At 70.2% G+C, this 24828-nt stretch carries 20 protein-coding genes; 18 read left to right on the top strand and 2 right to left on the bottom strand.

What is annotated here, in order from left to right; genetic code table 11:
- The first annotated feature begins 18 nt into the window (after positions 1–18).
- From IPN47_09885 to IPN47_09865, 5 genes are all read left to right on the top strand, one after another.
- The gene (locus IPN47_09885; GenBank protein ID MBK9408347.1) at positions 19–1350 is read left to right on the top strand and encodes a DUF4147 domain-containing protein; all 1332 of its coding nucleotides are present in this window, start codon (positions 19–21) and stop codon (positions 1348–1350) included.
- A gap of 80 nt (positions 1351–1430) precedes the next feature.
- Complete coding sequence (locus IPN47_09880; protein ID MBK9408346.1) at positions 1431–2363, top strand: carbon-nitrogen hydrolase; 933 nt, start codon at positions 1431–1433, stop codon at positions 2361–2363.
- Between the two features lie 4 nt (positions 2364–2367).
- The gene (locus tag IPN47_09875; protein MBK9408345.1) at positions 2368–3441 is read left to right on the top strand and encodes an agmatine deiminase family protein; all 1074 of its coding nucleotides are present in this window, start codon (positions 2368–2370) and stop codon (positions 3439–3441) included.
- Positions 3442–3505: 64 nt separating this feature from the next.
- Positions 3506–4627: an ABC transporter substrate-binding protein gene (locus IPN47_09870; GenBank protein MBK9408344.1), complete on the top strand. Its 1122-nt coding sequence runs from the start codon at positions 3506–3508 to the stop codon at positions 4625–4627.
- Positions 4624–6339, top strand: a complete 1716-nt coding sequence (locus tag IPN47_09865; protein MBK9408343.1) for a methyl-accepting chemotaxis protein — start codon at positions 4624–4626, stop codon at positions 6337–6339. Before IPN47_09870 ends, IPN47_09865 begins: the two co-directional genes overlap by 4 nt.
- Before the next feature lie 105 nt (positions 6340–6444).
- Here IPN47_09865 and IPN47_09860 read toward each other — a convergent pair whose 3' ends face one another.
- Positions 6445–7116 carry a hypothetical protein gene (locus IPN47_09860; GenBank protein ID MBK9408342.1) on the bottom strand — a complete coding sequence of 224 codons (672 nt, stop codon included), beginning with the start codon at positions 7114–7116 and terminating at the stop codon, positions 6445–6447.
- 300 nt (positions 7117–7416) lie between these two features.
- On the opposite strand from IPN47_09860, the gene queC reads away from it, so the two are divergent.
- The 12 genes from queC to IPN47_09800 all read left to right on the top strand — a co-directional run bounded on the left by queC (position 7417) and on the right by IPN47_09800 (position 21365).
- Positions 7417–8175 (top strand): 7-cyano-7-deazaguanine synthase QueC, encoded by a 759-nt coding sequence (queC, locus tag IPN47_09855; protein MBK9408341.1) that lies wholly within the window; start codon positions 7417–7419, stop codon positions 8173–8175.
- Between the two features lie 6 nt (positions 8176–8181).
- Positions 8182–8811, top strand: a complete 630-nt coding sequence (queE, locus tag IPN47_09850) for a 7-carboxy-7-deazaguanine synthase (GenBank protein MBK9408340.1) — start codon at positions 8182–8184, stop codon at positions 8809–8811.
- A 206-nt stretch (positions 8812–9017) separates the two neighbouring features.
- Complete coding sequence (gene queD / locus IPN47_09845; protein MBK9408339.1) at positions 9018–9389, top strand: 6-carboxytetrahydropterin synthase QueD; 372 nt, start codon at positions 9018–9020, stop codon at positions 9387–9389.
- 133 nt (positions 9390–9522) lie between these two features.
- Entirely contained in the window at positions 9523–10155 is a 633-nt protein-coding gene (locus IPN47_09840; GenBank protein MBK9408338.1) for a C40 family peptidase, read from the top strand.
- A 319-nt stretch (positions 10156–10474) separates the two neighbouring features.
- Positions 10475–11722 carry an HlyD family efflux transporter periplasmic adaptor subunit gene (locus IPN47_09835; GenBank protein MBK9408337.1) on the top strand — a complete coding sequence of 416 codons (1248 nt, stop codon included), beginning with the start codon at positions 10475–10477 and terminating at the stop codon, positions 11720–11722.
- A 2-nt stretch (positions 11723–11724) separates the two neighbouring features.
- On the top strand, positions 11725–12438 hold the full coding sequence (locus IPN47_09830; GenBank protein MBK9408336.1) for an ABC transporter ATP-binding protein: 714 nt from the start codon (positions 11725–11727) through the stop codon (positions 12436–12438).
- Entirely contained in the window at positions 12435–12659 is a 225-nt protein-coding gene (locus IPN47_09825) for a hypothetical protein (protein ID MBK9408335.1), read from the top strand. The genes IPN47_09830 and IPN47_09825 overlap by 4 nt, the downstream gene beginning before the upstream one ends.
- A 93-nt stretch (positions 12660–12752) precedes the next feature.
- Positions 12753–15167, top strand: coding sequence for an ABC transporter permease (locus IPN47_09820; protein MBK9408334.1), 2415 nt, complete (start codon positions 12753–12755; stop codon positions 15165–15167).
- A 48-nt stretch (positions 15168–15215) separates the two neighbouring features.
- Positions 15216–17699, top strand: coding sequence for an ABC transporter permease (locus IPN47_09815; protein MBK9408333.1), 2484 nt, complete (start codon positions 15216–15218; stop codon positions 17697–17699).
- Between the two features lie 47 nt (positions 17700–17746).
- Positions 17747–18514, top strand: a complete 768-nt coding sequence (locus IPN47_09810) for an ABC transporter ATP-binding protein (GenBank protein ID MBK9408332.1) — start codon at positions 17747–17749, stop codon at positions 18512–18514.
- A gap of 72 nt (positions 18515–18586) precedes the next feature.
- Positions 18587–19969: a sigma-54-dependent Fis family transcriptional regulator gene (locus IPN47_09805; protein ID MBK9408331.1), complete on the top strand. Its 1383-nt coding sequence runs from the start codon at positions 18587–18589 to the stop codon at positions 19967–19969.
- 22 nt (positions 19970–19991) lie between these two features.
- A complete protein-coding gene (locus IPN47_09800; protein MBK9408330.1) occupies positions 19992–21365 on the top strand; it encodes a PAS domain-containing sensor histidine kinase in 1374 nt (457 codons plus the stop codon).
- A gap of 31 nt (positions 21366–21396) precedes the next feature.
- Here the strand turns inward: IPN47_09800 and IPN47_09795 are convergent, their stop codons facing one another.
- On the bottom strand, positions 21397–22668 hold the full coding sequence (locus IPN47_09795; protein ID MBK9408329.1) for an MFS transporter: 1272 nt from the start codon (positions 22666–22668) through the stop codon (positions 21397–21399).
- A 76-nt stretch (positions 22669–22744) separates the two neighbouring features.
- Between IPN47_09795 and IPN47_09790 the strand changes: the two genes are divergently transcribed.
- Positions 22745–24826, top strand: coding sequence for a S9 family peptidase (locus IPN47_09790; GenBank protein ID MBK9408328.1), 2082 nt, complete (start codon positions 22745–22747; stop codon positions 24824–24826).
- Positions 24827–24828 lie beyond the last annotated feature (2 nt).

Raw genomic sequence — 24828 nt, 5'->3', positions numbered from 1 at the left:
GCGTTGTACGTTTCTCCCATGACCGCTACGCGACAAATCGCCGAGCAACTCTTCGCGGCCGCCGTGCGCAGCGCCGATCCACGCGCCGCGACCCGGGCTGCGCTCGAGGGCATCACGTTAGGCGCCCGCCCCTGGATCATCGCCGCGGGCAAGGCCGCCGTCCCGATGGCGCACGCGGCCCTCGACACCCTCGCCGCCGCGACGCGGACCCCGGAGGGCGGGGTCGTCGTGACGGCCAGTCGTGACGAAGCGGTCGATCCGCTCCTCGTCGTGACGGGCGACCACCCGGTCCCCGGCCCCGGCTCGCTGGCCGCGGCCGACGCCGTGGGCGACGTGGTGCGCCTCATCCAGCCGGGTGATGACGTGATCGTCCTCATCTCCGGCGGCGCCTCCTCGCTGATGGCCGCCCCAACCGAAGGGATCTCGGTCGACGGCATGCTCGAGCTCTTTCAGGGGCTGCACCGCGCCGGCGCCCCGATCGAGGTGATGAACGCCTTTCGCAAGCGCGTCATGCGCTGGGGGGCCGGGCGGCTCGCGGTCGCCCTTCAGGGGGCACAGGTCACGGCGCTGATCGCCTCCGACGTCATCGGCGACGATCCGTCGGCGATCGCCTCCGGACCGTGCAGCGGTGATCACTGGCACGTCGCCGACCTCGTGGAGCTGGCGCAGGCGCAACGCCTGTGGCCGCACATCCCCGACGAGGTGCGCCAGTACATCGACCGCACCCTGCTCGGCGAGGTGGCGGAGACGCCCAAGCCCGGGAGCGCGCTGCTGCACGGCGTGACGCCGCGCATCATCCTCGGCAATGGCGACGCACTCGCGGGAGTGGCGCAAGAAGCCGCCTCGCTCGGGATCGATGCGCGGGTCGCCCCGACGCCGATCCGGGGTGGGGCGCGTTCCACGGGCGAGGCCATCGCCCGCGCCGCGATCGCGGCGCGCAGCGACCGTGGGCCGCGCGCGAGGACGCCCACACCTCTAACCACGCCCTGCCGCTTTGCCCTGGTGTGGGGCGGCGAGACGACCGTCTCGCTCGGTGGCCACCCCGGGCTCGGCGGGCGGGCGCAGGAACTCGCACTCGCCGCCGCGCAGGCGTTGCACGAGGCGGGGGCGGCGGGGCGCGGCATCACGATCCTCTCCGCCGGGACCGACGGACGCGACGGACCGACCGACGCGGCTGGCGCGATCGTCGATGGCCACACGTGGTCACGCATCGCGCTCGCGGGTCGCGACCCGCAGCGCGACCTCGATGCGCACGACGCGTACCCCGCGCTCGACGCCGCCGGGGCGCTGCTGCGCACCGGGATGACGGGGACCAACGTCAACGACGTGGTGGTCGCGCTGCTCGAGTAGCGGGGCGCGACGCCAACGGCGGCGGCGCGCCCTCGTCGCGGGACGTTGGAGGTTCGCGCCGTGGCCAGTAGTTTCCGCGCATGCCAAACGCCCCGTTCACCGTCGGTCTCGTGCAGGAGATCGCCGGCTCGCGCGACCTCGAGGAGAACGTCGCCCGCGCCATCGCCGGCGTCCGCAGCGCACACGCGCGCGGCGCGCAGGTGATCTGCCTGCAGGAGCTGTTCAACGCCCCGTACTTCTGCAAGTCGCTCGACATCAACTGGTTCGACCTGGCGGAGCCGATTCCGGGCCCCACCACCGAGCGCATGCAGGCGCTCGCGCGTGAGCTCGCAGTAGTCCTCGTCGTGCCGATCTACGAGCGGCAGGCCGCCGGGCTCTATCGCAACTCCGCCGCCGTGATCGACGCCGACGGCTCGCTGCTGGGCGTGTATCGCAAGATGCACATCCCGCACGACCCGCTCTTCGAGGAGAAGTACTACTTCACCCCGGGTGACGCCGCCGACACCGCGATGCGCGATCCCGCGCGCTCGGCCGATTCGAACGGCTTCCGCGTGTGGAAGACGCGCTACGGCACCATCGGCGTCCTGATCTGCTGGGACCAGTGGTACCCCGAGGGAGCGCGCATCACCGCGTTGTTAGGCGCCGACGTCCTGTTCTACCCCACGGCCATCGGCTGGCATCCGGGCGAGAAGGCGACGTTCGGCGACGCGCAGGTCACGGCGTGGCGCACGATCCAGCGATCGCACGCGATCGCCAACGGCGTCTTCGTGGCGGCCCCCAATCGCGCCGGCTTCGAGGCGCACCCCGGGACCGAGGGCATCGAGTTCTTCGGGCAGTCGGTCATCTACGATCCGTTTGGTCGCGTGCTCGCCGAGGCGGGGACCGACCCGTCGGTGCTCGTGGCGCGCTGCGACCCGGCGCTGATCGAGGAGACGCGGCGCAACTGGCCGTTCCTGCGCGATCGACGGGTGGATGCGTATGGCGGAATCCTCTCGCGATACCTGGGAGCGTAGCGCCATGATCACTCCCGACTCCCGTCTCCCGTCTCCCGTCCCCCCGTACCGCATGCCCGCGGAGTGGGAGCCGCACCGCGCCACCTGGATCGCCTGGCCGCACCACGAGCCGGATTGGCCGGGCAAGCTCGAACCCATTCCGTGGGTCTACGCGGAGATCGTGCGCGCGCTGCACACGCACGAGCGCGTGGAGATCCTGTGCCACAACGAGGACGTGCGCGAGGACGCGCGCGCCAAGCTCGCGGCACACCACTGCGACCCCGCCGGGTACGGCCTGCACGTCGTGCCTAACGACCGTGTCTGGCTGCGCGACTCGGCCCCCACCGCGGTGCACGACGCCAACGGCAACGTCGCCCTGGCCAACTGGCAGTTCAACGCCTGGGCCAAGTACGACAACTACGCCCTCGATGCCAAGGTCGGAGCGGCGGTCCAGTCCATCACCGGGCTTGCTCGCTTCGAGCCGCAGCGCCCCGACGGCGCGGGACGCGTCGTGCTCGAGGGCGGGGCGATCGAGACCAATGGTGCCGGGCTGTTCCTGGTGACCGAGGAGTGCCTGCTCTCACCCGTGCAGGAGCGCAACCCGGGGCTCACGCGCGAAGGCTACGAGCAGGTCTTTCGCGAGACGCTCGGGGTGCGGGAGACGATCTGGCTGGGCGAGGGGTGCGTCGGCGACGATACGCACGGGCACGTGGACGACATCGCGCGTTTCATCGACGAGGGGACGGTCCTGCTCGCCTACGAGACCGACCCGGCGGACGACAACCACCTCCGCTCGTCGGACAACCTGCGGCGGCTGTCCTTGGCGGCCGGCGGCGAGCTGCGCGTGGTGACACTCCCCTACCCACGCGCGGTCGTGATGGACGGGCAACGCCTCCCGGCGAGCTACGCCAACTTCTACGTCGGGAACGGGGTCGTCCTGGTCCCCACCTTCAACGACGTCAACGACCGGGTGGCGCTCAATATCCTGTCCGAGTGTTTCCCCGACCGGGCCATCGTCGGGATACACGCGGTCGACCTCGTGTGGGGGCTCGGCACCCTGCACTGCCTCAGCCAGCAGGAGCCGGCGCCGGCCCGGTAACGCAGGTCACAATCGCACGGGGGGCGAGGCGTTGCCCGCACCCCCATGGGGGCGTCCATCGCATGTGGGACGCCCTCTGCATTTTTCCGGATCGCTCCGCCGGGTCTTCGCGACCGCGGCGCTCACGGCATTGACTGCCTGTGCCTCGTCGGCCGACGGGGTGCTGATTGCAGCTGCCGGCAATTGGGACGCCGCCTACGGCGAGATGAACAAGCGAGGGATCGACCTCGCCATCGAGCAGATCAACCAGGAAGGCGGGGTGCGTGGGCGACCGCTGCGCATCGTGCTGCGCAACGACAAGGGCGACGGGACGCGCGCCGTGGCGATCGCGTCCGAGTTCGTGGGCGACCCGAAGGTCGTCGCCGTGGTCGGGCACGTGAACTCGGGGACGATGATCGCCGCCGCCCGCGTGTACGATGGCGGGCTCCCCGCCGTCTCGACGACGGCATCCACCCCGGACCTCACCGGCGTCTCGCCGTGGGTCTTTCGCGTCATCTCCAGCGACTCGGTCAACGGGCTCGACCTCGCGCGGCACGCGCGTGCGCAGGGCTTCCGAAAAGCGGCGATCCTCTACGAGAACAATGCGTACGGACGCGGGCTCGCCGAGTCGTTCGAACGCAACTTCGGCGGACTCATCGTCGCGAACGACCCGATCCCCTCGGAGGCCAGCAGCAACGTGGAGCCGTTCCTCGCGTGGATCGCCCAACGCTCCCCTGACGTGGTCTTCGTCGCCGGAACCGAAGCCTCGGGGCTCGCCGTCCTGCGCGAGGCGCGCCGACAGCAGGTGAAGGCGGCCTTCCTGGGGAGCGACGGCTGGACGGGGATCGTGCGCGACACCGCGCTCGCCGAAGGGGCGATGGTGGGGGCGCCGTTCACGGCACAGGACCCGCGCCCCGAGGTTCAACAGTTCGCCGCGACGTTCCATCGCCGCTTCGGGGTCGCCCCGGACGGCAATGCTGCGTTGGCCTACGATGCCACGCGCCTGGTCGCGCGCGCGATTGCCGAGGGCGGAGCCTCCCGTCGCGAGGTGCGGCAGTGGCTCGCCTCGCGGACGCGTGAGACGGCCTTTCCCGGCGTCACCGGGCCGATCTCGTTCTTCCCCACCGGCGATGTGGTCGGCAAGGGTTACGTGATGACGCGCGTGCGCAGGGGCACGCTCGTCATCGACGGAGGGAGCGGCGCATGATCGATCGCGTGGTGCGCTTCCAGAGCATTCGCCAGCGACTGCTGGTGAGCTTCTCGCTGCTCGTCGCGCTGTTCTGCGCCGCCGGCCTCGCCGGGCGCGCCGCCATCATGCGCATGTCCGACGTGATCGGCGAGACGCTGGAGACGGTGCAGCAGGACGCGCAGCTGTCGTCGCGACTGTCGGGAGCGGTGACCCAGGAGCTCGCGGCCGCGCAGCGTTACCTCGAGACGCGCGACACCCTGGCTCGCGGTGACTTCCTGCGCCTCTCCCGCGAATCGCACGCTGCGCAGCGCGCCATGAACCTGCTGCACGGACAGGGAGCGCGCGAGATGTCGCTTGTGGCGTCGATCGATGCGCGGCTGTCCGACATCGAGGTGCGCTATGCCCGCGCCCATCGACTGGCCGATCTTGGGCGCCGCGACGCGGCGTTCGCCGAGGGGAATGCGGCGCGTGCCGGCGTCGATCCGCTGCTCGCGGACGTGCGACAGCTGGCCACGCTCAAGGCACGCGGCGTCGATGCGGCGTCGCTCAAGCTGCGTCGCGATGCGCAGCAACGAGGGACGTGGGTCTTGCTGATCATGGGCGTGGCGGTGCTGCTGGGGCTCCTCGTGGTGTTCAGCACGGTCACCTGGATCGCGCGTCCGCTTCGGCAGCTCGCGCAGCAGGCGCGGGCGCTGAGCGCGGGGGACTTTGCCAATCGCGTGGATGGCGACCTTCCGGGCGAGTTCCGCGAGCTCGCGGACGCGATGAACTCGACGTCGGCCTCACTGTCGCGCGTGGTCTCCGTCACGACGAACACGGCCAACGACGTCGCCCACTCGGCGCGCGACCTGGCCAACGTTTCGGAGCAGATTTCGGCGTCGTCCAACCAGATGGCGTCGTCGATGACCGAGATCTCGACTGGCGCCGAGAGTCAGGTGCGGCAGCTACGCGCCATCGATGATGCGTTGCGTGCCATTCGCACCAACGCCGACGACGTCGTGCTCAGCGCCGAGGAACTGACGGCGCTCGCCGCCGCGATCGAGGAGACCGCGCGCGCCAAGCGGCTCGAGCTCGCCCGCTCGTTAGGGATCCTGACGACGGTGCGCGAGACGGTGCGCGAGGCGGCGTCGGAAGTGGATGCGCTCAACGCGACGGCGGAGGACATCAACAAGCTGGTCGCCTCGGTGGGACGCATCGCCGAACAGACCGACTTGCTGGCGCTGAACGCGGCCATCGAGGCGGCGCGCGCCGGCGAGGCGGGGCGCGGCTTTGGGGTCGTGGCCGACGAGGTGCGCAAGCTGGCCGAGCAGGCGCAGGTGGCGGCCGACGACGTGGTGCGCCTCACGCGCGTGGTCACCGCGCGCGTCGGGTCGACGACGCGCGCCATGGAGGCCGGCGTGTCGCAGGTGGAGGAGATCGAGGGCGTCTCGCGCAACGTCGACGCCGCGCTGGACAGCATCACCGACGCGGCCGGACGCACGCGCACCGCGGCGGGCGGCGCCGCCGAGAAGGCGGAGCGCAACGCGCACATCGTGGCCTCGGCCGCGCGCAGCGTGCAGTCGGTGGCCCGCACGGCCGAGGGGTATGCGGCCGCCGCGCAGCAGGTGAGTGCCTCGACGCAGGAGCAGAGCGCGGCGTGCGAGCAGATGAGTTCCGCCTCGACGCAGCTCTTGCAGGGAAGCATGCAGCTGCGCGAGCTGGTGGGCGCGCTGCGCGCCGACGCGGCGTAGGTAGACGCAGCCCAGCCAGACGCCGCGCACGCAGGCGCGGCCTGGGCGAACGGGCGTGGCGAGTGCGCGGGGCGAGTGCGCCCCGCCGTCGCGTGGGGCGACTGCCTAACGCTTGAGCTGCGAGGTGGCCCAGCTCTGGGGTTCGAAGAGCTCCACCGGGAGCCGCTCGCCTTCCCGCACGTTGCTCGATTCACCGCGGAAGTAGAGGCGGCCGTCGCGATAGGCGCGCATGCTGTGGGCCACCGGGTAGCCGGCGACGGCCTTGAAGTTGAGGTAGCGCGTCTCGTTGACGGTGGTGCGTCCGGCGCGCGTCTCGCGCACGAGGATGCGGCGCACGAGGAGCGAATCGGTATCGACCCAGAACTGCGAGCGGGTGCTGTCGCCCGCCGCGGCGCCGACGACCCACATCTCGCGCCCCTCCCATCGATCCTTGCGGGCGATGGAGAGGTCGAAGCCCAACGAGTCGAGCTGCATCGCCGTCGTGTCGACCATCTGCGTGTAGGCATCGCCGGTGAGGACGAGGAGCGGATGCCACCCGGGCTGCGTATTGGCCGGCTTGCCGTTGGTGAACGAGTAGAGCCGGCCGTCGGCGTACAGCACGCCGCTTTTGGAGGTGAGCGGGACGTAGTCGATGCGCTGCCGGCCCGGCAGGGTGACGTACTGGTTCCACACCTGCCGCGTCTCACGCCCGTTCTGGCCGATGATGCTGACGTTCTGCTTGTACGTGAGCGTCATGTACCACTTGCCGATGTAGCGATCGTTCATCGCCTTGAGCACGGTACGCCCATCGGGGGCAGCGGGGGGGCGACGACGGGGGCGGCGGGGGGGGCGACCGCTGGCTTGGCGCAGCCGGTGCCGACGACCGCGGCGAGGAGCGAGAGGGCGGCGAGGGCGAGCGAGGTGTGGCGGCGGGGTCGGTGCACGATCAGGCTCTCGCGGCGTGGAGACGGAGGGGACGAGCAATGGCGGGGATCGCACGAACGGTCGTCGGCGCGTCGGGGTCCTGCGCCGATCACGCGCCGTCGACTATTCGTGAGATGGCTTCTAGCTTCGAGAGATTAACACCGCCGTCATCACGTGCCTAGCCAATCCTCGCCTCGCGCCGTCCTCCTGTTGAGTGGCGGCCTCGACTCCACCACCCTGCTCGCCCTGGCGCAACGCGAGGGGTACGCCGTGCATGCGCTCTCGTTCCGCTACGGGCAGCGGCACGGCGCGGAGATCGCCGCGGCGCAGCGCGTGGCGCAGCAGTACGGCGTGGCCGAGCACGTGATCGCCGAGATCGACCTGCGCATGTTCGGCGGCTCGGCGCTGACGTCCAACGTGGCGGTCCCGAAGGATCGTCCGCTCGACGACGGCGGCGCCGACATCCCCATCACCTATGTCCCGGCGCGCAACACGATCTTCCTCTCGTTTGCGCTGGCGTGGGCCGAGGTGCTGGAGGCCGGGGAGATCTTCATCGGGGTGAACGCACTGGACTACAGCGGCTATCCCGACTGTCGCCCGGCGTACATCGCGGCGTACGAGCGCATGGCCAACCTGGCAACGCGCGCCGGCGTGGAAGGGACGCGCCCGGTCACGATCCGCACGCCGCTGATCGACCTCACGAAGCGGCAGATCATCGAGCTGGGAAAGTCGTTAGGCGTGGACTATGCGCTCACGACCAGCTGCTACGATCCCTCGCCCGACGGCGCCGCCTGCGCCCATTGCGACGCCTGCCAGCTGCGGATGAAGGGCTTTGCCGAAGCGGGGATCCCCGACCCCACCCGCTACGCCGATGGTCGCGCGGAAACATCGCCGCCCGACGACCCGTCCGCGCTCTCCCGCATCCCGTCCTGAGCGCTCATGTACACCGTCAAGGAGATCTTCTACACCCTGCAGGGCGAGGGGGTGCACGCCGGGCGACCGGCCGTCTTCTGCCGGTTCGCCGGCTGCAACCTGTGGACCGGGCGCGAGGAGGACCGTGCGACGGCGGCCTGCCGCTTCTGCGACACCGACTTCGTGGGGGTGGGCCCGGACGGCGGCAAGTTCGCGACGGCGGCCGCGCTGGCCGAGGCGGTGCGCCGCCACTGGCCGGCGGGGAGTGGCGGGCGCCCGTACGTGGTGTGCACGGGCGGCGAGCCGTTGTTGCAGCTGGACGAGGCGGCGGTGCGCGCCTTTCACGGCGCCGGCTTCGAGGTGGGCGTGGAGACGAACGGCACACAGCCCGCGCCGCCGGGGGTCGACTGGATCTGCGTCAGCCCCAAGGGCGAAACGCCGTTGCTCCTGGCGGCAGGGAACGAGCTCAAGCTTGTCTACCCGCAGCCGGATGCCCCGCCCGATCGGTTCATCCACTACCCCTTCCGCCACTTCTCGCTGCAACCGATGGACGGCCCCGCCGTGCAGGAGAACACCGCCGCGGCGATCGCCTACTGCCTCGCGCACCCGCAGTGGCACCTGAGCATGCAAACGCACAAGTCCCTGGGCCTGCGGTAGCGAGACGCGCAGGGTTTCTCGGACGTCTGATGTGGTGTCCGGTGTGGTGTTTGGTGCGGTGTCCGGCGTAGTGTCCGGTGCAGTGCGTGGTTTCCACCAGGGCGTGCGCCGGCTGAATCGTCGAACCCCTCCGACGTCGAGCTCCCCGCCTGCACGTCTTCCCGTCTTCCCGTCTTCCCGTCTTCCCGTCTTCCCGTCTTCCCAAGATGCTGGTCTTCAAGGAATTCAGCTTCGAGTCCGCGCACCGGCTTCCCAACGTCCCGCCGGGGCACAAGTGCGCTCGGCTGCACGGGCATTCGTTCCTCGTGCGCGTGACGGTCGAGGGGGCCATCGGCGACGAGTCGGGGTGGGTCATGGACTTCGCCGACATCAAGCAAGCGTTCTCCCCTATCCACGACCGGCTCGATCATCGCTATCTCAACGACGTCCCGGGGCTGGAGAATCCGACCAGCGAGGTGCTCGCCCGGTGGATCTGGCGTGCGCTCGTCCCGACATTGCCCGGCTTGGCCGAAATTCAGGTCCGGGAGACCTGTACCTCGGGGTGCATCTACCGCGGGGAAGACGAAGTGCGCCCCTGACGCACGCGCGCTGACCACAAGGCCAGCGCGACGAGGGGTGGTGTGACTTGGGTCCTCTTACGCTCGCGGGACACAGGGGTAGTTTCCGCTTCCGCCTCATCCGGAATTCACTCAGAGGAACCCGCGCCGCCGCATGCATCGCTTCCTTCGCCTGATCGCCCTCACGCTTACGCTCTCGCTCGTGCTCTCGCACGAGGCGTCGGCGCAGCGGGGACGACGGACGCGAAAGAAGCCGTTTGCGGCCTTCAGCGAGTCGGCGCAGCGCCTGCGGGATTCGCTCACCGCGCGCACCTCGGCGCCGAGCGCGTTCGCCCGCACGCCGGTCCTCACGGCGGCGACGACGTTCGACCAGTCGCTCCTGCGTGACTCGGTGCTCACGATCGCCCGCTCGCAGATCGGGGCGCGGTATCGGCTGGGGGCCGAGACCCCGGGTAAGGCCTTCGACTGCAGCGGGCTGATTCGCTACGTCATGGGGGCGCTGAGCTTCTCGCTCCCCCGCACGGCACACGAGCAGTCCAAGTTCGGGCGTGAGGTTGCGCGCGATACCTCACAGCTGCGTCCGGGCGACCTGCTCACCTTCGGTACCTCGCGCCGGATCACGCACATCGGGATCTACGCGGGCGACGGCAAGGTCATTCACGCCAGCACCTCCAAGCGCCAGGTCATCGAGACCTCGCTGGCTTCGCTGGGGCCGTCACTCCTTCGCAAGTGGCAGAGCGCGCGGCGCCTCATCACACTGGCCGACAGCGCGGGCGAATCGCAGTAGCGCAGAGTCCCGGGAGTCATCGTTCACCAGCACGTCGTCAGCGGCCCGATCGGCCGCTTTTTTGTTGCCCGGCGTGATCTCCGCGGTACTCGTTCCACGCGCGGCGTTCCGACCGCCGCCCTGTTCGTTTTCGGACACCGCGTCCCACGATCGCACAACCGCGGCGGGGACCGAGCGCTCGGTGCAGCGCCTAACGCCTTCCTGTGCAACGACTTGGAGAAGTCGACCAGACGGCACGGGTCTTCCCTAGGATTCGAGTGAAACGCCGCATCGCATCGCGGCTGTCCAATCCGCCGAACACCCCGACGATCGAGCTTTCGTGGACATCAAGCGAGAACCTCCCAAGAAGACCAAGCGCAACGTGCTCATCGCTGGCGGCGTGGTGGCCGTGGTGGCGACGACGATCGCGCTGAGCAACCTCGAGGCACGCCCCCCCGGCGTGTCGCGCAGCGAACTGTGGGTCGATTCGGTGCAGCGCGGAACGATGATCCGCCAGGTGCGGGCACCGGGAACGCTCGTCCCCGAGAACATCCGCTACGTGGCGGCGGTGACGGCGGGGCGCGTGGAAGCGCGCCCGCTGCGCCCGGGGTCGCGCGTGACGGCCGCGACGATCCTCCTCGAGCTCTCCAACCCGGAAGTGCAGCTCCAGGCGCTCGAAGCGCAGCGCCAGCTCACGCAGGCCGAGCAGGACCTCGTCACGTTGCGCACGACGCTGGAGACCAACCGCCTCAACCAGGCGTCGCAGGTGGCGCAGATCCGGACGCTGCGCGCCAACGCGATGCGTGACGCGTCGGTGACCGAGGGGCTCGATGCCAAGGGGCTGTCGTCGAAGAACGAGGTGGACCGGGCCAAGGACGTGAGCAAGGAGTTGGAGACGCGCCTGGAGCTGGAGATTCAGCGCCTCGACATCATGACCTCGGCGATGTCGGAGCAGCTGTCCAAGGCGAGGGCCAACCTCGAGCAGATGCGCGCGGTCGCTCGCTTCCAACAGGAGCGGGTCGCCTCGATGCGCGTGGCGTCCGGACTCGATGGCGAGCTGCAGACGTTGCCGCTGGAGCTGGGGCAGTGGGTGGTGCCGGGGCAGACGCTGGCAACGGTGGCACAGCCCGGTCGGCTCAAGGCGGTGCTGCGCGTTCCCGAGACGCAGGCCAAGGACGTCGTGCTGGGGCAGAAGACGACGGTCGACACGCGCAACGGGGTCATCAATGGCAAGGTGATGCGCGTCGATCCGATCTCGACCAACGGGACGGTGACGGTGGAGGTCGCGCTCGAGGGGGAGCTCCCCAAGGGGGCGCGCGCCGATCTCTCGGTCGACGGCATCATCGAGTTGGAACGGCTGGACAGCGTGCTGTACGTGGGGCGCCCGGCGTATGGGCAACCGGAACAGGCGATCGGCTTGTTCCGTATTGAGGCCGACGGCAAGAGCGCCACGCGCATCAGCGTGAAGCTGGGGCGCGCGTCGGTGAGCACGATCGAGGTCCTGCAAGGCCTCCAGACCCGCGACAGCGTCATCATCTCCGACATGTCGCGCTTCGACAACGTCAACCGGGTGAGAATCGAGCGATGACCATGCCTAACGACCTGCCGGCGGCCGAGCCCCTCATTCGCATGACGGGGATCCAGAAGATCTTCTACACCGACGAGGTGGAGACGCATGCCCTGGCCGACATCCACCTCGACATCCGTCCGGGCGAGTACGTGGCGATCAACGGCCCCTCGGGGTGCGGCAAGACGACGCTGCTGTCGATCCTGGGGCTGCTCGACACGCCCACGGGCGGCACGTACATCCTCAGCAACGAGGACGTCTCGAACCTCTCGGCGGCCGACCGCGCGCGCATTCGCAACCGGCAGATCGGCTTCATCTTCCAGGCGTTCAACCTCATCGGCGACCTCACGGTCTACGAGAACGTCGAGCTCCCGCTGACGTATCGCGGGATGGGGGCGGCCGAGCGCAAGAAGCGCGTGCACGACGCGCTGGAGCGCGTGGGGATGTCGCACCGCGTGAAGCACTATCCGTCGCAGCTCTCCGGCGGTCAGCAGCAGCGCGTGGCCGTGGCGCGTGCGGTGGCCGGCGACCCGGCGATCCTGCTGGCCGACGAGCCGACGGGGAACCTCGACTCGACGAACGGCGAGGCGGTGATGGAGCTGCTGCGCGAGCTGCATCGCGGCGGGGCGACGATCTGCATGGTGACGCACGATCCGCGCTACGCGCGCCATGCCGACCGTTCGATCCACATCTTCGACGGGCGGGTGGTCGACGAGATGGCGGGCTCCCCCACATGAGCCCATCGGCCCGCGTCGCGCGCGCGGCGGGACGCACGCCGCCGGCGACGCGCCACCTGGCGCTGGTGGCCCCCGAGTCGGGGGCCCCGGGGCACGCGCCGCGCGTGCCGAGTGCGCGCGGGGCGGTCGTGCTCATCCTGGCGTTAGGCATGCTGAGCCTCGTCGCCCTCGTGGCCACGCTCCTGGCGGTGCTTCCCCTGGCGTCCCTGCCGGCGCGCTGACCGGTCGCAGCGGCCGGGTGGCATCGATCCGCGCCTGATCGCGACCCGTCGTTCCCCGAGTTTCCCCGACTGCCCCCGACGGCCCTCACTGCCATGGATACGCTCCGACAGGATGTAGCCTTCGCGCTGCGCGCCCTGGCCAAGTCGCCGGGGTTCAGCGCCATCGCCATCGCCTGTATCGCGTTAGGCATCGGCGCCAACGTCTTCGTCTGGTCGCCGATCAACGCGATCCTGCTGCGCCCGCTCCCTTACCACGAGTCGGAGCGGGTGATGCAGTTGAGTGGGTACGTGACGACGGAGCAGCGGGGGACCTACGGGTCGTGGTCATTTCCCGACTACGTGGACGCGAGCACGGAGCTGCGCGACGTCTTTGCCAGCGTGGCCGTGCATACCACGCGCAGCTTCAATGTCGGCGGCGGTACGGAGCCCGAGCGACTGCGGGGGGCGCGCGTCTCGCCGTCCCTGTTTCCGCTGCTCGGCGTGCGCCCGGCGCTCGGCCGCTTCTTCCGTCCCGACGAGGATGGCGATGCGCGCGTGGCGGTGATCGGGTATGGCGTGTGGGAGCGCAAGTTCGGTCGCGCCCCCGACATCATCGGCCGCACGATCCCGATCGATGGGGCGCCGTACGAGGTCATCGGGGTCATGGCGCGCGGGATGCGCATTCCCGAGCGCGAGGACCTCTGGCTCCCGCTGCATCCTGGAGAGGCGCGCGCGCACCGGGACTGGCGCTTCTACCAGGTGTCGGCGCGGCTCGCCCCCGGTGTGAGCGTGGAACAGGCCGACGCGCGCCTGTCGACCTTCATGCGCGGACTGGAGCAGCGGCATGGCGACACCAACCGCAGCCAGTCGGCGTGGGTCGTTCCCATGAACGACCTCATCGCACGCGAGGTCCGTCCGGTCTTCCTCACGATGCTGGGCGCCGTGGGCTTCGTGTTGCTGATCGCCTGCGCCAACGTGGCCAACCTGCTGCTGGCGCGTGGCTCGGCGCGGCAGCGCGAGGTGGCGGTGCGGCTGGCGATGGGGGCCTCGCGGCTTCGCATCGTGCGGCAGTTCCTGACGGAGAGCTTCCTGCTCGCGGTGGCCGGCGGCACGCTGGGACTCCTGCTCGGGACGTGGACGATCGAGCTGTTCATGACGCGCATGATCCCGACGACGGTGCCCTACTGGATGACGTTCGACGTCGACCGGACGATCGTCCTGATCACGATCGGCACGACGCTGATAACCGGCCTCGTGTTCGGCGCCGTGCCGGCGTTGCAGCTGTCGCGACCGTCGCTCACGGAGACGCTGAAGGACGGGGGGACGCGCGGGGCGAGCGCCGGCACCGCGACCGGACGCACGCGGCATGCGCTGGTGGTCACCGAGCTTGCGATGTCGATGGTGCTGCTCGTCGGGGCCGGCCTCATGGTGCGGAGCTTCCTGGCCACGCAAGACGCGCCGCTGGGCTACGGCACGCGTGACGTGCTCGGCTTCGAACTGGCGCTGGCGGGCGACCGCTACGGCAGCGACACGGCGCGTGCCGCCTTCTCGCAGCGCCTGGCCGAGCGCCTCACGGCGATTCCCGGTGTGCGTCGTGTCGGGATGACCACCCAGCTTCCGGTCGCCAGCTGCTGCCGGACCGACGTGTATTTCCCCGAGGGCAAGACGTATCCGCAATCGTCGGGACCGTACGCCTGGTACACCGCGGCCGACCCCGGCTTCCTGCCGGCGATGCAGATCCCGCTGCTCGACGGGCGCGGCTTCGAGCCCAACGACGCGCTGCCGACTGCGGCACCGGTCGTCATCGTCGACTCGGTGCTCGCGGCGCGCGAGTGGCCGGGGGAGCGCGCCGTGGGCAAGCGCGTGCGCCTGGGGACCGAAGGGAGCCCGCTGGCGACGGTGGTCGGGGTGATCCCGCACGTCATCATGCGCGACGTGGCGGAGATCACGCAGCCCCAGGCCGTCGTCCCGATGCCCGCCGGCACCGGCGGCACGCGCTGGTATGCCGTGCACGTGAACGGAGACCCGGCCGCGTTGATCCCGGCGGTGCGCGCCGCGGTGCGCACGCTCGATCCCGACCTCCCGCTGGCGCAGGTGGCGTCGATGGAGGCGGTGGTCAAGGATCGCATGTTCCAGCCGCGCGTCTACGGCACCATGTTCGCCCTGTTTGCCGCGATCGCGTTGCTGCTGGCGATGATCGGGCTGTACGGGGTGATGTCGTACCTGGTGGCGCAGCGCACGAGTGAGCTGGGGATCCGCATGGCGCTGGGGGCGACGGCGCGCGACGTCACGCGCCTGGTGCTGGGCGGCGCCGTCCGGCTCCTGGTCGTTGGACTCGGGCTCGGCATCCCCGCTGCGCTGGGGCTCGCCCAGCTGTTGCGCGGGGTGTTGTACGGCGTGAGCGCCACCGACCCGCTCACCATGCTGGGGATCCCGCTCTTCCTGTCGCTCGTCGCGCTGCTCGCCAGCGCCATCCCCGCGCGGCGCGCCGCGCGGGTCGACCCTGCCATTGCCCTGCGCCGCGAATAGCCGCGACGCCTCGTCGCCGGTGCGACCACCCTGCCGCCCTCACGGCCCATGTCCTCCCCCCTGTCCGTTGCCCTGCGGTCGCTGCGGCGATCGCCCCTCACCGCTGCCGCGGCCATCCTCACCATCGCGTTAGGCGTCGGGGCGACCACGACCATCTATGGCGTGGTCGACGCCACGATGCTGCAACCGCTGCCGTGGGCCGAGGCGGCACGCCTGATGGAGCCGGTCATCACCGTGCAGGAGGCGGGCGAGGCCACGTCGCGGGAGATGACCTGGTCGTACCCCAAGTTCGAGACGCTGCGCGAGCAGCAGCGGTCGTTCTCCGACCTCGCCGGGTACACCTCGTTCGACGTCCTGCTGGACGGCGGCGACGGGAACGAACGGGTGGAGGCGGAGATGGTGACGGGGAACTACTTCCGCCTTTTGCAGCTGCCGATGGCCCTCGGGCGCGGACTGCAGCCGACGGACGATGCCGCGGGAGCCCCCCCGGTCACCGTGTTGAGCCACGCCACCTGGATGCGACGCTTCGGCGGCGATGCCGGTGTGGTGGGACGCACCCTCTCCGTCGGGGCCGTGCGCGCCGAGGTCGTCGGGGTGGCGGCCGAGCCGGCGCGCGCACTCAGCGGACGTGCCGCGCTCTGGGTGCCGATGTCCGTTGGCGTGATCCTTTCGTATCCCGAGCTGCTGCAGGAGCGCTGGAATCACTGGTTCGATGCCGTGGGTCGCCTGCGCCCGGGGGTCACGCCCGAGGCGGCGGTCCGTGAGCTGCAACTGCTGGGACCGCGCATCGACGCCGCCCATCCCTTCCCCGAGGCCGGCGGCGGCCGCTACGGCGCCACGGGACACACGCTGCGCGAGGCCCGCCACGATCCGGCGCTCGCGCGGGCGGTGCTCATCCTCCTGGGCGCCGTCTGCTGCGTCCTCCTCATCGCCTGCGTCAACGTCGCCAACCTGCTCCTGGCGCGCGCCAGCGCGCGCGACCGGGAGTTCGCCGTGCGCATGGCCATCGGCGCGCGCCGCGGACAGCTGGTTCGGCAGATGCTCGCCGAGACGATGCTGCTATCGCTGGTGGGGGGGGTGCTGGGCGTGGTGATCGCCGCCTGGTCAGTCGACGCGCTGCACGGGCTCGAGGCGATGACGTCGGGCGCACGCGGGACCCAGGCCGCCCAGTTCCTCGACTTCGGCGACATCCGCCTGCATCCCGGCGTGCTCGCCTTCGGGCTGGCGCTGTCGTTAGGTACGGGGCTCCTGTGCGGGATCCTCCCCGCCTGGCGCGCCTCGCGCCCCGTGCTCACCGAATCGCTCAAGGACGGCGCCGGCTCGACGACCGAGGGGAGCCTCTCACTGCGCCGCGGACGGTCGCGTGCACTCTTGATCGTCGGCAACGTCGCCCTCTCGCTCCTCCTGCTGGTGGGCGCCGGGCTGTTCACCCGGAGCTTCGCCAAGGCGCGCGGCATCGATGGCGGCTTCACGCCAGCACACGTGCTCACCTTTCGCGTGCAAGCGCCAGATGATTCCGCGTACGCGGGGGCCAGTCGCGCGATGATGAAGGAGGCGATCCTCACTCGCCTCACCGCACTCCCCGGCGTGGAGGCGGCGGCGATCGGCAACTGCGCGCCGCTGGCTCAGGCGTGCGACGGCACGATCGTGCTCAGTGTCGACGGCGTCGCGCTTCCGGAGTCGGGCGAGCGCCCGGAGATCGGGGTGCACCTGGCCAGCGCCGGCTACCTCAAGGCCATCGGGGCCCGCCTCATCGCCGGTCGGTTCATCGAGGATACGGATGACGCCAGCGCCCCGACGGTCGGGGTGATCAGCGAGACGACGGCCAAGCGCCTCTTCCCCAACCAGAACCCGCTCGGCAAGCGCATGGGCATCGGCTTCAGCCGTTGGAAGGACGCGGAAATCGTCGGCGTGGTGTCGGATGTGAACTACGGCGCGGTGGGTGCGCCGCCGGCGCTGGCGTTCTATGGGTCCTACAAGCTGGCCCCGCGACCGTCGGCGCTCGTCTTCGTGCGCGCGGACGCGGCCCCGTCGACGTTCTTCGTGGCTGCCAGACAAATCGTCCGAAGCGTGGGTCCGGCGCTCGCGGTGTACGACGAGCGTACGCTCGAGGAGCGCGTGGGTTCGGCGCTGGCCCGCCTGCGGTTCGGTGCGGTCCTGCTCGGGGCTTTTGCCGGGCTGGGGCTCCTGCTCGCGGTCATCGGCATCTATGGCGTGCTCGCCTATTCCGTGGAGCAGCGGACGCGTGAGCTCGGCATTCGCCTGGCCCTCGGCGCCCTGCAGCGCGAAGTCGTCGCGGCCGTGATGCGCCGCGCCATGCTCCTGGCCGGCATCGGGGTCGCGGTGGGACTGGCCGCCGCCTGGGGCGCGTCGCGCTTCGTGCGCGGACTCGTCTTCGGGATCTCCCCGACCGATCCCGTCACCTTCGTGGGGCAGACGCTGGCCCTCGTGCTCGTCTGCGCCGTGGCGAGCTACATTCCGGCGCGACGTGCCGCCCGCCTCGACCCGGTGCGCGCGTTGCGCAACGAGTAGTCCGCCGCTCCTACCCGCCACTCGTCCCAGCCCCGGTTTCCACACCGATGTCCTTCTTTCGCGCCAGCAAGCCCGCGCCCCCGCTCGAAGACGAGGTCCTCACCGGCCCGCTGGTCTCGATGCGCGGCGTGGAGAAGTCGTTCGACCTGCCGATGGGGAAGTCGTACGTGCTGCGTCGCGTGACGCTCGACATCAAGGCCGGCGAATTCGTCACGATCATGGGGCCGTCGGGGGCGGGCAAGTCGACGCTCCTCTCCATTCTCGGGATGTTCGACGGCGCGTGGCAGGGGGAGTACCTCTTCCGCAACACGCCCGTGCACGCGCTGGCCAACAAGGACCGCCTAACGCTCAACCGGAAGTACATCGGCTTCGTCTTCCAGCAGTACCACCTGCTCGACGACCTGACGGTAGCCGAGAACCTCGACGTGCCGTTGTCGTACCGGGACGTCCCGCGCGACCGGCGGGCGGCGATCGTCGCCGACACGCTCGACCGCTTCCAGATCGTGGGCAAGAAGGACCTGTACCCGCGCCAGCTCTCGGGCGGCCAGCAGCAACTCGTCGGCGTCGCACGCGCCGTGATCGCAAAGCCGGCGCTCCTGCTGGCCGACGAGCCCACGGGGAACCTGCACTCGTCGCAGGCGCGCGACATCATGGAGCTCTTCGTCGCGCTCAACCAGGCGGGGACGACGATCGTGCAGGTGACGCACTCCGAGGAGAATGCGCAGTACGGCAGCCGGATCGTGACGGTGCGCGATGGCTGGGTGGTCTCGGACGAGCAGACGGGCGAGGGGCGACGAGACGGGCGGGGCGTGTAGCCCTTTCCCCCTCCGCGCGCACATCTTCCACGGGAGCCGATCGACGCTTCCGTCTCCTACCTCCCGTCTCACGTGTCCCGCCCCTCCCGCCTCCTCCTGGCCGACGACCAGCCCGACGTCCTCGAGGCGTTGCGCCTGCTGCTCAAGGGTGAGGGCTACCAGGTCGAGACGGCCCGTTCGCCGATGGAGGTGCTCGAGGCGGTGCGGTCGCGCGAGTTCGACGCCGTCCTCGCCGACCTGAACTACACGCGCGACACGACGTCGGGGCGCGAGGGGCTCGACCTCCTGCAACAACTCGTTGGGCTCGACGCCACCCTCCCCATCATCGTGATGACGGCATGGGCGAGCATCGACACGGCGGTGGAGGCGATGCGCCGCGGGGCGCACGACTACGTCGAGAAGCCGTGGGACAACGCGCGCCTGGTCGCCATCGTCCGGAACGCGGTGGAGCTCGGGCGCGCGCTGCGCCGCGCACAGCACCTCGAGCACGAGAACTCGGCGCTGCGTTCGGCGGCCGCGACGCTCCCCACGCTCATCGCCGAGTCGCCGGTGATGCGCCCGGTATTGCAGCTGATGGCCCGCGTGGGCCCCAGCGATGCCAACGTCCTCATTACCGGGGAGCACGGGACGGGGAAGGAGCTGGTCGCCACCTGGCTGCACGCCTCCTCGCCGCGGGCCCAGCGCGGCTTCGTGGCGGTGAACATGGGCGGGCTCTCCGACGGCGTCTTCGAGAGCGAACTGTTTGGCCACGTGAAGGGGGCCTTCACCGATGCGCGCAGCGATCGCGTGGGGCGATTCGAGCTCGCCGATTCGGGGACGATCTTCCTCGACGAGATCGCCAACATCTCGATGGGACAGCAGAGCAAGCTGCTGCGGGTGCTGCAGGGGGGCGAACTGGAGCGCGTGGGGTCGTCCAAGGTGCGGCGCGTCGACGTGCGCGTGCTCTCGGCGACCAACGCCGACCTGCAGGAGGACGTGCGCGCCGGGCGCTTCCGCGAGGACCTCCTCTTCCGCCTCAACACGATCGAGATCCACCTCCCGGCGCTGCGCGAGCGACGCGACGACATCGCCCCGCTGGCGCGCGCCTTCCTGCAACGCCACGCGCACCGCTATCGCAAGGCGCTCGAGGGCTTCGAGCCCGGCGCCATGCAGGCGCTGCTCGAGCACGCGTGGCCCGGCAACATTCGCGAGTTGGGGCATGCGGTCGAGCGCGCGGTGCTGATGGCGCAGGGGCCGGCGATTCGCGCGGTCGACCTGGGGCTGCGCGTGACCGGACCGTCATCGCCGCGCTACGAGGACCTGTCGCTCGAAGAGGTCGAGCAGATCCTCATCCGGAAGGCGTTGGCCCGACACGGCGGCAACGTCTCACAGGCGGCCAAGGCGCTGGGGCTGAGCCGCAGCGCCCTCTATCGGCGACTCGAGCACTTCCGCATCGAACCGGGGAGTGCCTCGTGACCTCCACGGGCGTGAGGGGGCGGTGACCGACCCCGGGTGGCCTGTCGAACCCGAGCAGCGCCGCCGCTTTTCGCTCACCCACGAGCGTCGCGTCTTCCTGCTCGCGCTCGGCGCCGGGCTCCCCGGCGTGGTGGCCACGCTCGTCCTCCTGTGGACCGGGAGCTACTCTGCCCGCGCCGCCTGGACGCTCGGCGGGTTGGTGGCCGGTGTGTGGCTCATCATCGCGATCGCCCTGCGCGAGCGCGTGGTGCGCCCGCTGCAGACGCTGTCCAACATGCTGGCGGCGCTGCGCGAAGGCGACTTCTCGCTGCGGGCGCGGCTGGGGCGCTCCGACGACGCGTTAGGCCTGGCGCTGCTCGAGATCAACATGCTGGGCGACACGCTGCGCACGCAGCGGCAGGGGGCGATGGAGGCGACCTCGCTGCTGCGGGCGGTGATGGCCGAGATCGACGTCGCCATCTTCACCTTCGACGACCACGATGCGTTGCGGCTGGTGAACCGCGCCGGCGAGCGGCTCCTGGACCAGGGGGCCGAGCGCCTGGTCGGCAAGCAGGCCGCCGCGCTGGGGTTGGGGGCGCTGCTGCGCGGGGGATCACCGCAGGTGTACGACCTCACCTTTCCCGAGCGCGCGGGGCGATGGGAGGTGCGGCGCACGACGTTTCGCCAGGACGCGCGCCCACACACGCTGTTGGTGATTGCCGACGTGACCAAGAGCCTTCGCGAGGAGGAGCTGCAGGCATGGCAGCGCATCGTGCGCGTCTTGAGCCACGAGATCAACAACTCACTTGCCCCCATCAAGTCGCTGGCCGGGTCGCTGCAGGTGATGGTCGAACGCGGGGTGACCGGGAGCGACGGGAGCGAGGCGAGTGACGACATGCAGCGCGGGCTGGGGATCATCGCCAGCCGCGCCGATGCGTTGTCGCGCTTCATGAGCGCCTATGCGCGCCTGGCGCGCCTCCCCGCCCCGCAGCGCACGCAGGTGCGCGTGGAGGAGCTCGTGCGGCGCGTCGCCGCCATCGAGCAGCGCCTCGCCGTGCGCGTGGCCCCCGGCCCGGACATCACGATGCACGCCGATCGCGACCAGCTCGAGCAGGCGTTGATCAACCTCGTGCGCAACGCCGTCGATGCGGCGCTGGAGACCGGCGGGAGCGTCGACGTCACCTGGCGCCTCGATGGCGCGCGCGTCGAACTCGTGGTGCGTGACGAGGGGCTCGGCCTGCCGGCGACGGCCAACCTCTTCGTCCCGTTCTTCACCACCAAGCCGCAGGGCACGGGGATCGGGCTCGTCCTCTCGCGACAGATCGCCGAGGCGCACGGCGGGATGCTGTCGCTGGAGAACCGGCGTGACGTGCGCGGGTGCGTGGCGTCGCTGACGATCCCGCTGGCCGACCGTTAGGCGAGGGGCGCGAGGCCCCACGCGCCTGTCGTCAGTCCCGCGGCGGTGCCTCGATGCGCCGCAGCTGCCGCAGCGCCGGCACCCGCCACGCCGTTGCCGCCACCACGCCTAACGTCATGGTCCCGCCGATCACGACGGAGGCCACGGTACCGAAGAGGCGCGCCGCAACCCCGGACTCGAAGGCGCCCAGTTCGTTGCTGCTCCCGATGAAGATCGCGTTGACCGCCGAGATGCGCCCCAGCATGTGGGCGGGGACGAGGACCTGGATGAGCGTCGCGCGAATGACGGCGCTCACATTGTCGGCGGCGCCGCTGATGACGAGGAGCGCGAGCGAGAGCGGGAACGACGTGGAGAGCGCGAAGCCGATCGTGGCCACGCCGAAGATGGTGACCGCGACCAGCAGCGCACGCCCCGCGCGCTGGAAGGGGGGGCGGTGCGCGACGACGATCGCCATGAGCACGGCGCCCACCCCGGGGGCGGCCTGCAGCATCCCGACCCCGCGCGGACCGACGCCGAGGATCTCGGTGGCAAAGACCGGCATCAGCGCCACCGCGCCGCCGAAGAAGACGGCCAGCATGTCGAGCGTGAGCGCCGCCAGGATGATGCGCTGCGATCGCACGAAGCGCACGCCGTCGGCCAACGTCTTGCGAATCGACTCCGCCCCCACCGACAGGCGCGTGGGGGTGTGCCGAATCCCCACCATCGCCCACAACGCCACCAGGTTGAGCGCGACATTGACGGCAAAGGTGACCTTGGCCCCGACCGCCGCGAAGGCCACACCGCCTAACGCCGGACCGAGGACCGTGCCGAGCTGCCAGGTGGAACTGCGCCAGGTGGCGGCGTTGGCGAAGTGCTCGCGGGGGACGATCTCGGAGACGAGCGCCGAGCGCGAGGACTGCAGGAACGACCGGGCCACTCCGCAGGTGGCGATGACGGCGTAGTACGGCCAGATGCGCCCGGGAACCGACGACAGCAGGGTGAAGGTGAGGAGTGAGGCCGAGGCGAGCGCCAGGACCACGAGCGCCAGGACCGAGATGCGCTTCCGGTCGTTGCGGTCGACGACGTAGCCGGCCACCAGGGCGACGCCGATGTAGGGGATGACCTCGGCGAGGCCGATGAGGCCGAGGGCCAGCGGGTCGCGCGTGGACTGGTAGATGAGCCACCCGACCACGACCGCCTGCACCTGCGTGGCGACGGTCATGGTCAGGAGCGAGACCACGAAGCGGCGGAACGCGGGGATGGCGAGGGCGGCGTACGGGTCGTGTCGCGGCGCGGCGGGGGGCGCGGCGGGCGAGGGGGTCATGACCGGGAGAATGTAACGGCCGGGGGGCGTCGCGGCCCTGCCCCCCCTCGCGCAGCGGCGCGCGGCGGCACAGCGTATGGCGACATGGCCCCGCACGACGCGTCGGGCGCCGTCAGTTGCACCCTCGCCCCCGGAGGTCCGCATGCCCCACTCGCGCTACGCGCGCCGTGCGCTCGTCCTGTCAGTGCTCATGGCCGCACCGGCGCTGGCCCAGCCGGCCCGCGACCGCATCACGCTCGACCAGTACCTCGACTGGGAGGACGTGCAGACGCCGCGCCTCTCCCCCGACGGCAAGCAGGTGATCTACACGCGACGGTGGGTCGACAAGCTCAACGACCGGTGGGAATCGTCGCTCTGGATCATGGGCGTCGATGGGGCGAAGAACCGCTTCCTGGTCAACGGCGGCGCGGTCGAGTGGTCGCCCGACGGTCAACGCATCGCGTACATCGCCCGAGGCGAACCGGCCGGGGCGCAGATTTTCGTTAGGTGGATGGACGCCGAAGGGTCGATCTCGCAGGTCACCCGGCTTACCGAAGCGCCGAGCGACCTCCAGTGGTCCCCCGACGGCAAGTCGATTGCCTTCCGTATGGCGGTCCCGTATCGCGAGTCGTGGAGCATCCCGGTCCCGGCGGCGCCCAAGGGGGCCAAGTGGGTCGAGCCGCCACGCATCGTCACCAAGCTCGATTACCGCCAGGACCGGTTGGGCTTCAACGACGACGCCTACCAGCACATCTTCGTCGTCTCGGCCGAGGGGGGGACGCCCCGCCAGATCACGAGCGGCAGCTGGGATCACGGCGCGCCGCAGTGGATGCCGGACGGCAAGACCATCGTCTTTGCCGCCAACCGCGTCGCCGACGCCGAGTACTCCTGGCGACAGAGCGATGTGTACGCGGTCGACGTGACCGGCGGGGCCATCAAGCAGCTGACGACACGCAGCGGCCCCGATGGGCAGCCCGCGCCGTCGCCGGACGGCAAGCTGATCGCCTACACCGGCTTCGACCACACGACCGATACGTGGCGCGACCAGCAGCTCTACGTGATGAATGCCGACGGCTCGAATGCGCGGTCGTTGACGCCACAGCTCGACCGTTCGCCGTCCGGGCTCATCTGGGCCGCCGACGGGAGCGGGATCTACTTCAACGTGGAGAACGAAGGGGCGCGCAACCTGTACTTCGCCCCGCTCACCGGCGCGGTGCGCCAGGTGACGAAGGGGGCGCAGGTCCTCACGGTCACCGACATCGGCAAGACGGGGATCGCGATCGGGACCTCGAGCACAGCCTCGCGCCCTAACGACGTGGTGACGTTCGCCCTGCTCAAGCCGGAGCCCCGCGCGCTGACGGCCGTCAACGACGACGTGCTCACGGGGAAGAAGATCGGCGAGCAGGAAGAGCTGTGGTACACCTCGGTCGATGGCTACAAGATCCAGGGATGGATCGTGAAGCCCCCCGATTTCGACCCCAAGAAGAAGTACCCGCTGATGCTCGAGATCCACGGCGGACCGCACTCGATGTACAACGTCGGCTTCAACTTCTCGCGTCAGAACCACGTGGCCGAGGGGTACCTCCTGCTGTACACCAACCCGCGCGGTTCCACGGGCTACGGCAGTGCCTTCGGGAACGCGATCAAGAACGCGTATCCCGGCAAGGACTTCGACGACCTGATGGCCGGTGTGGACACGGTCATCAACCGCGGATACGTCGACACCAATCGCATGTACGTGTTCGGGTGCTCCGGCGGCGGCGTGCTCACGGCGTGGATCGTCGGGCACACGAATCGATTTGCGGCCGCCAGCTCCAACTGCCCGGTGACGAACTGGATGAGCTTCGTGGGCACCACCGACAGCCCGGGGTGGTACCGCAACTTCGAGAAGCCCTTCTGGGAGGATCCCAGCGAGCACCTCAAGCGCTCGCCGATCATGTACGTGGGCAACGTGAAGACGCCGACGATGCTGATGACCGGGGTGCAGGACCTGCGCACGCCGATGCCGCAGACGGAGGAGTTCTACTCGGCGCTCAAGTACCGCAAGGTTCCCACCGCGATGATCCGCTTCAACAACGAGTGGCACGGGACGTCGTCGACGCCGTCGAACTTCCTGCGGACGCAGCTCTACCTGCGCAGCTGGTTCGAGCGGTGGCCGCAGAAGGTTGCGGCGCAGTAGTG

The sequence above is a fragment of the Gemmatimonadota bacterium genome (genome assembly GCA_016719105.1).
Taxonomy (GTDB): Bacteria; Gemmatimonadota; Gemmatimonadetes; order Gemmatimonadales; family Gemmatimonadaceae; genus SCN-70-22.
The sequence above is the reverse complement of the archived record's forward strand: the minus strand, read 5'-3'. Positions and strand labels throughout refer to the sequence as shown.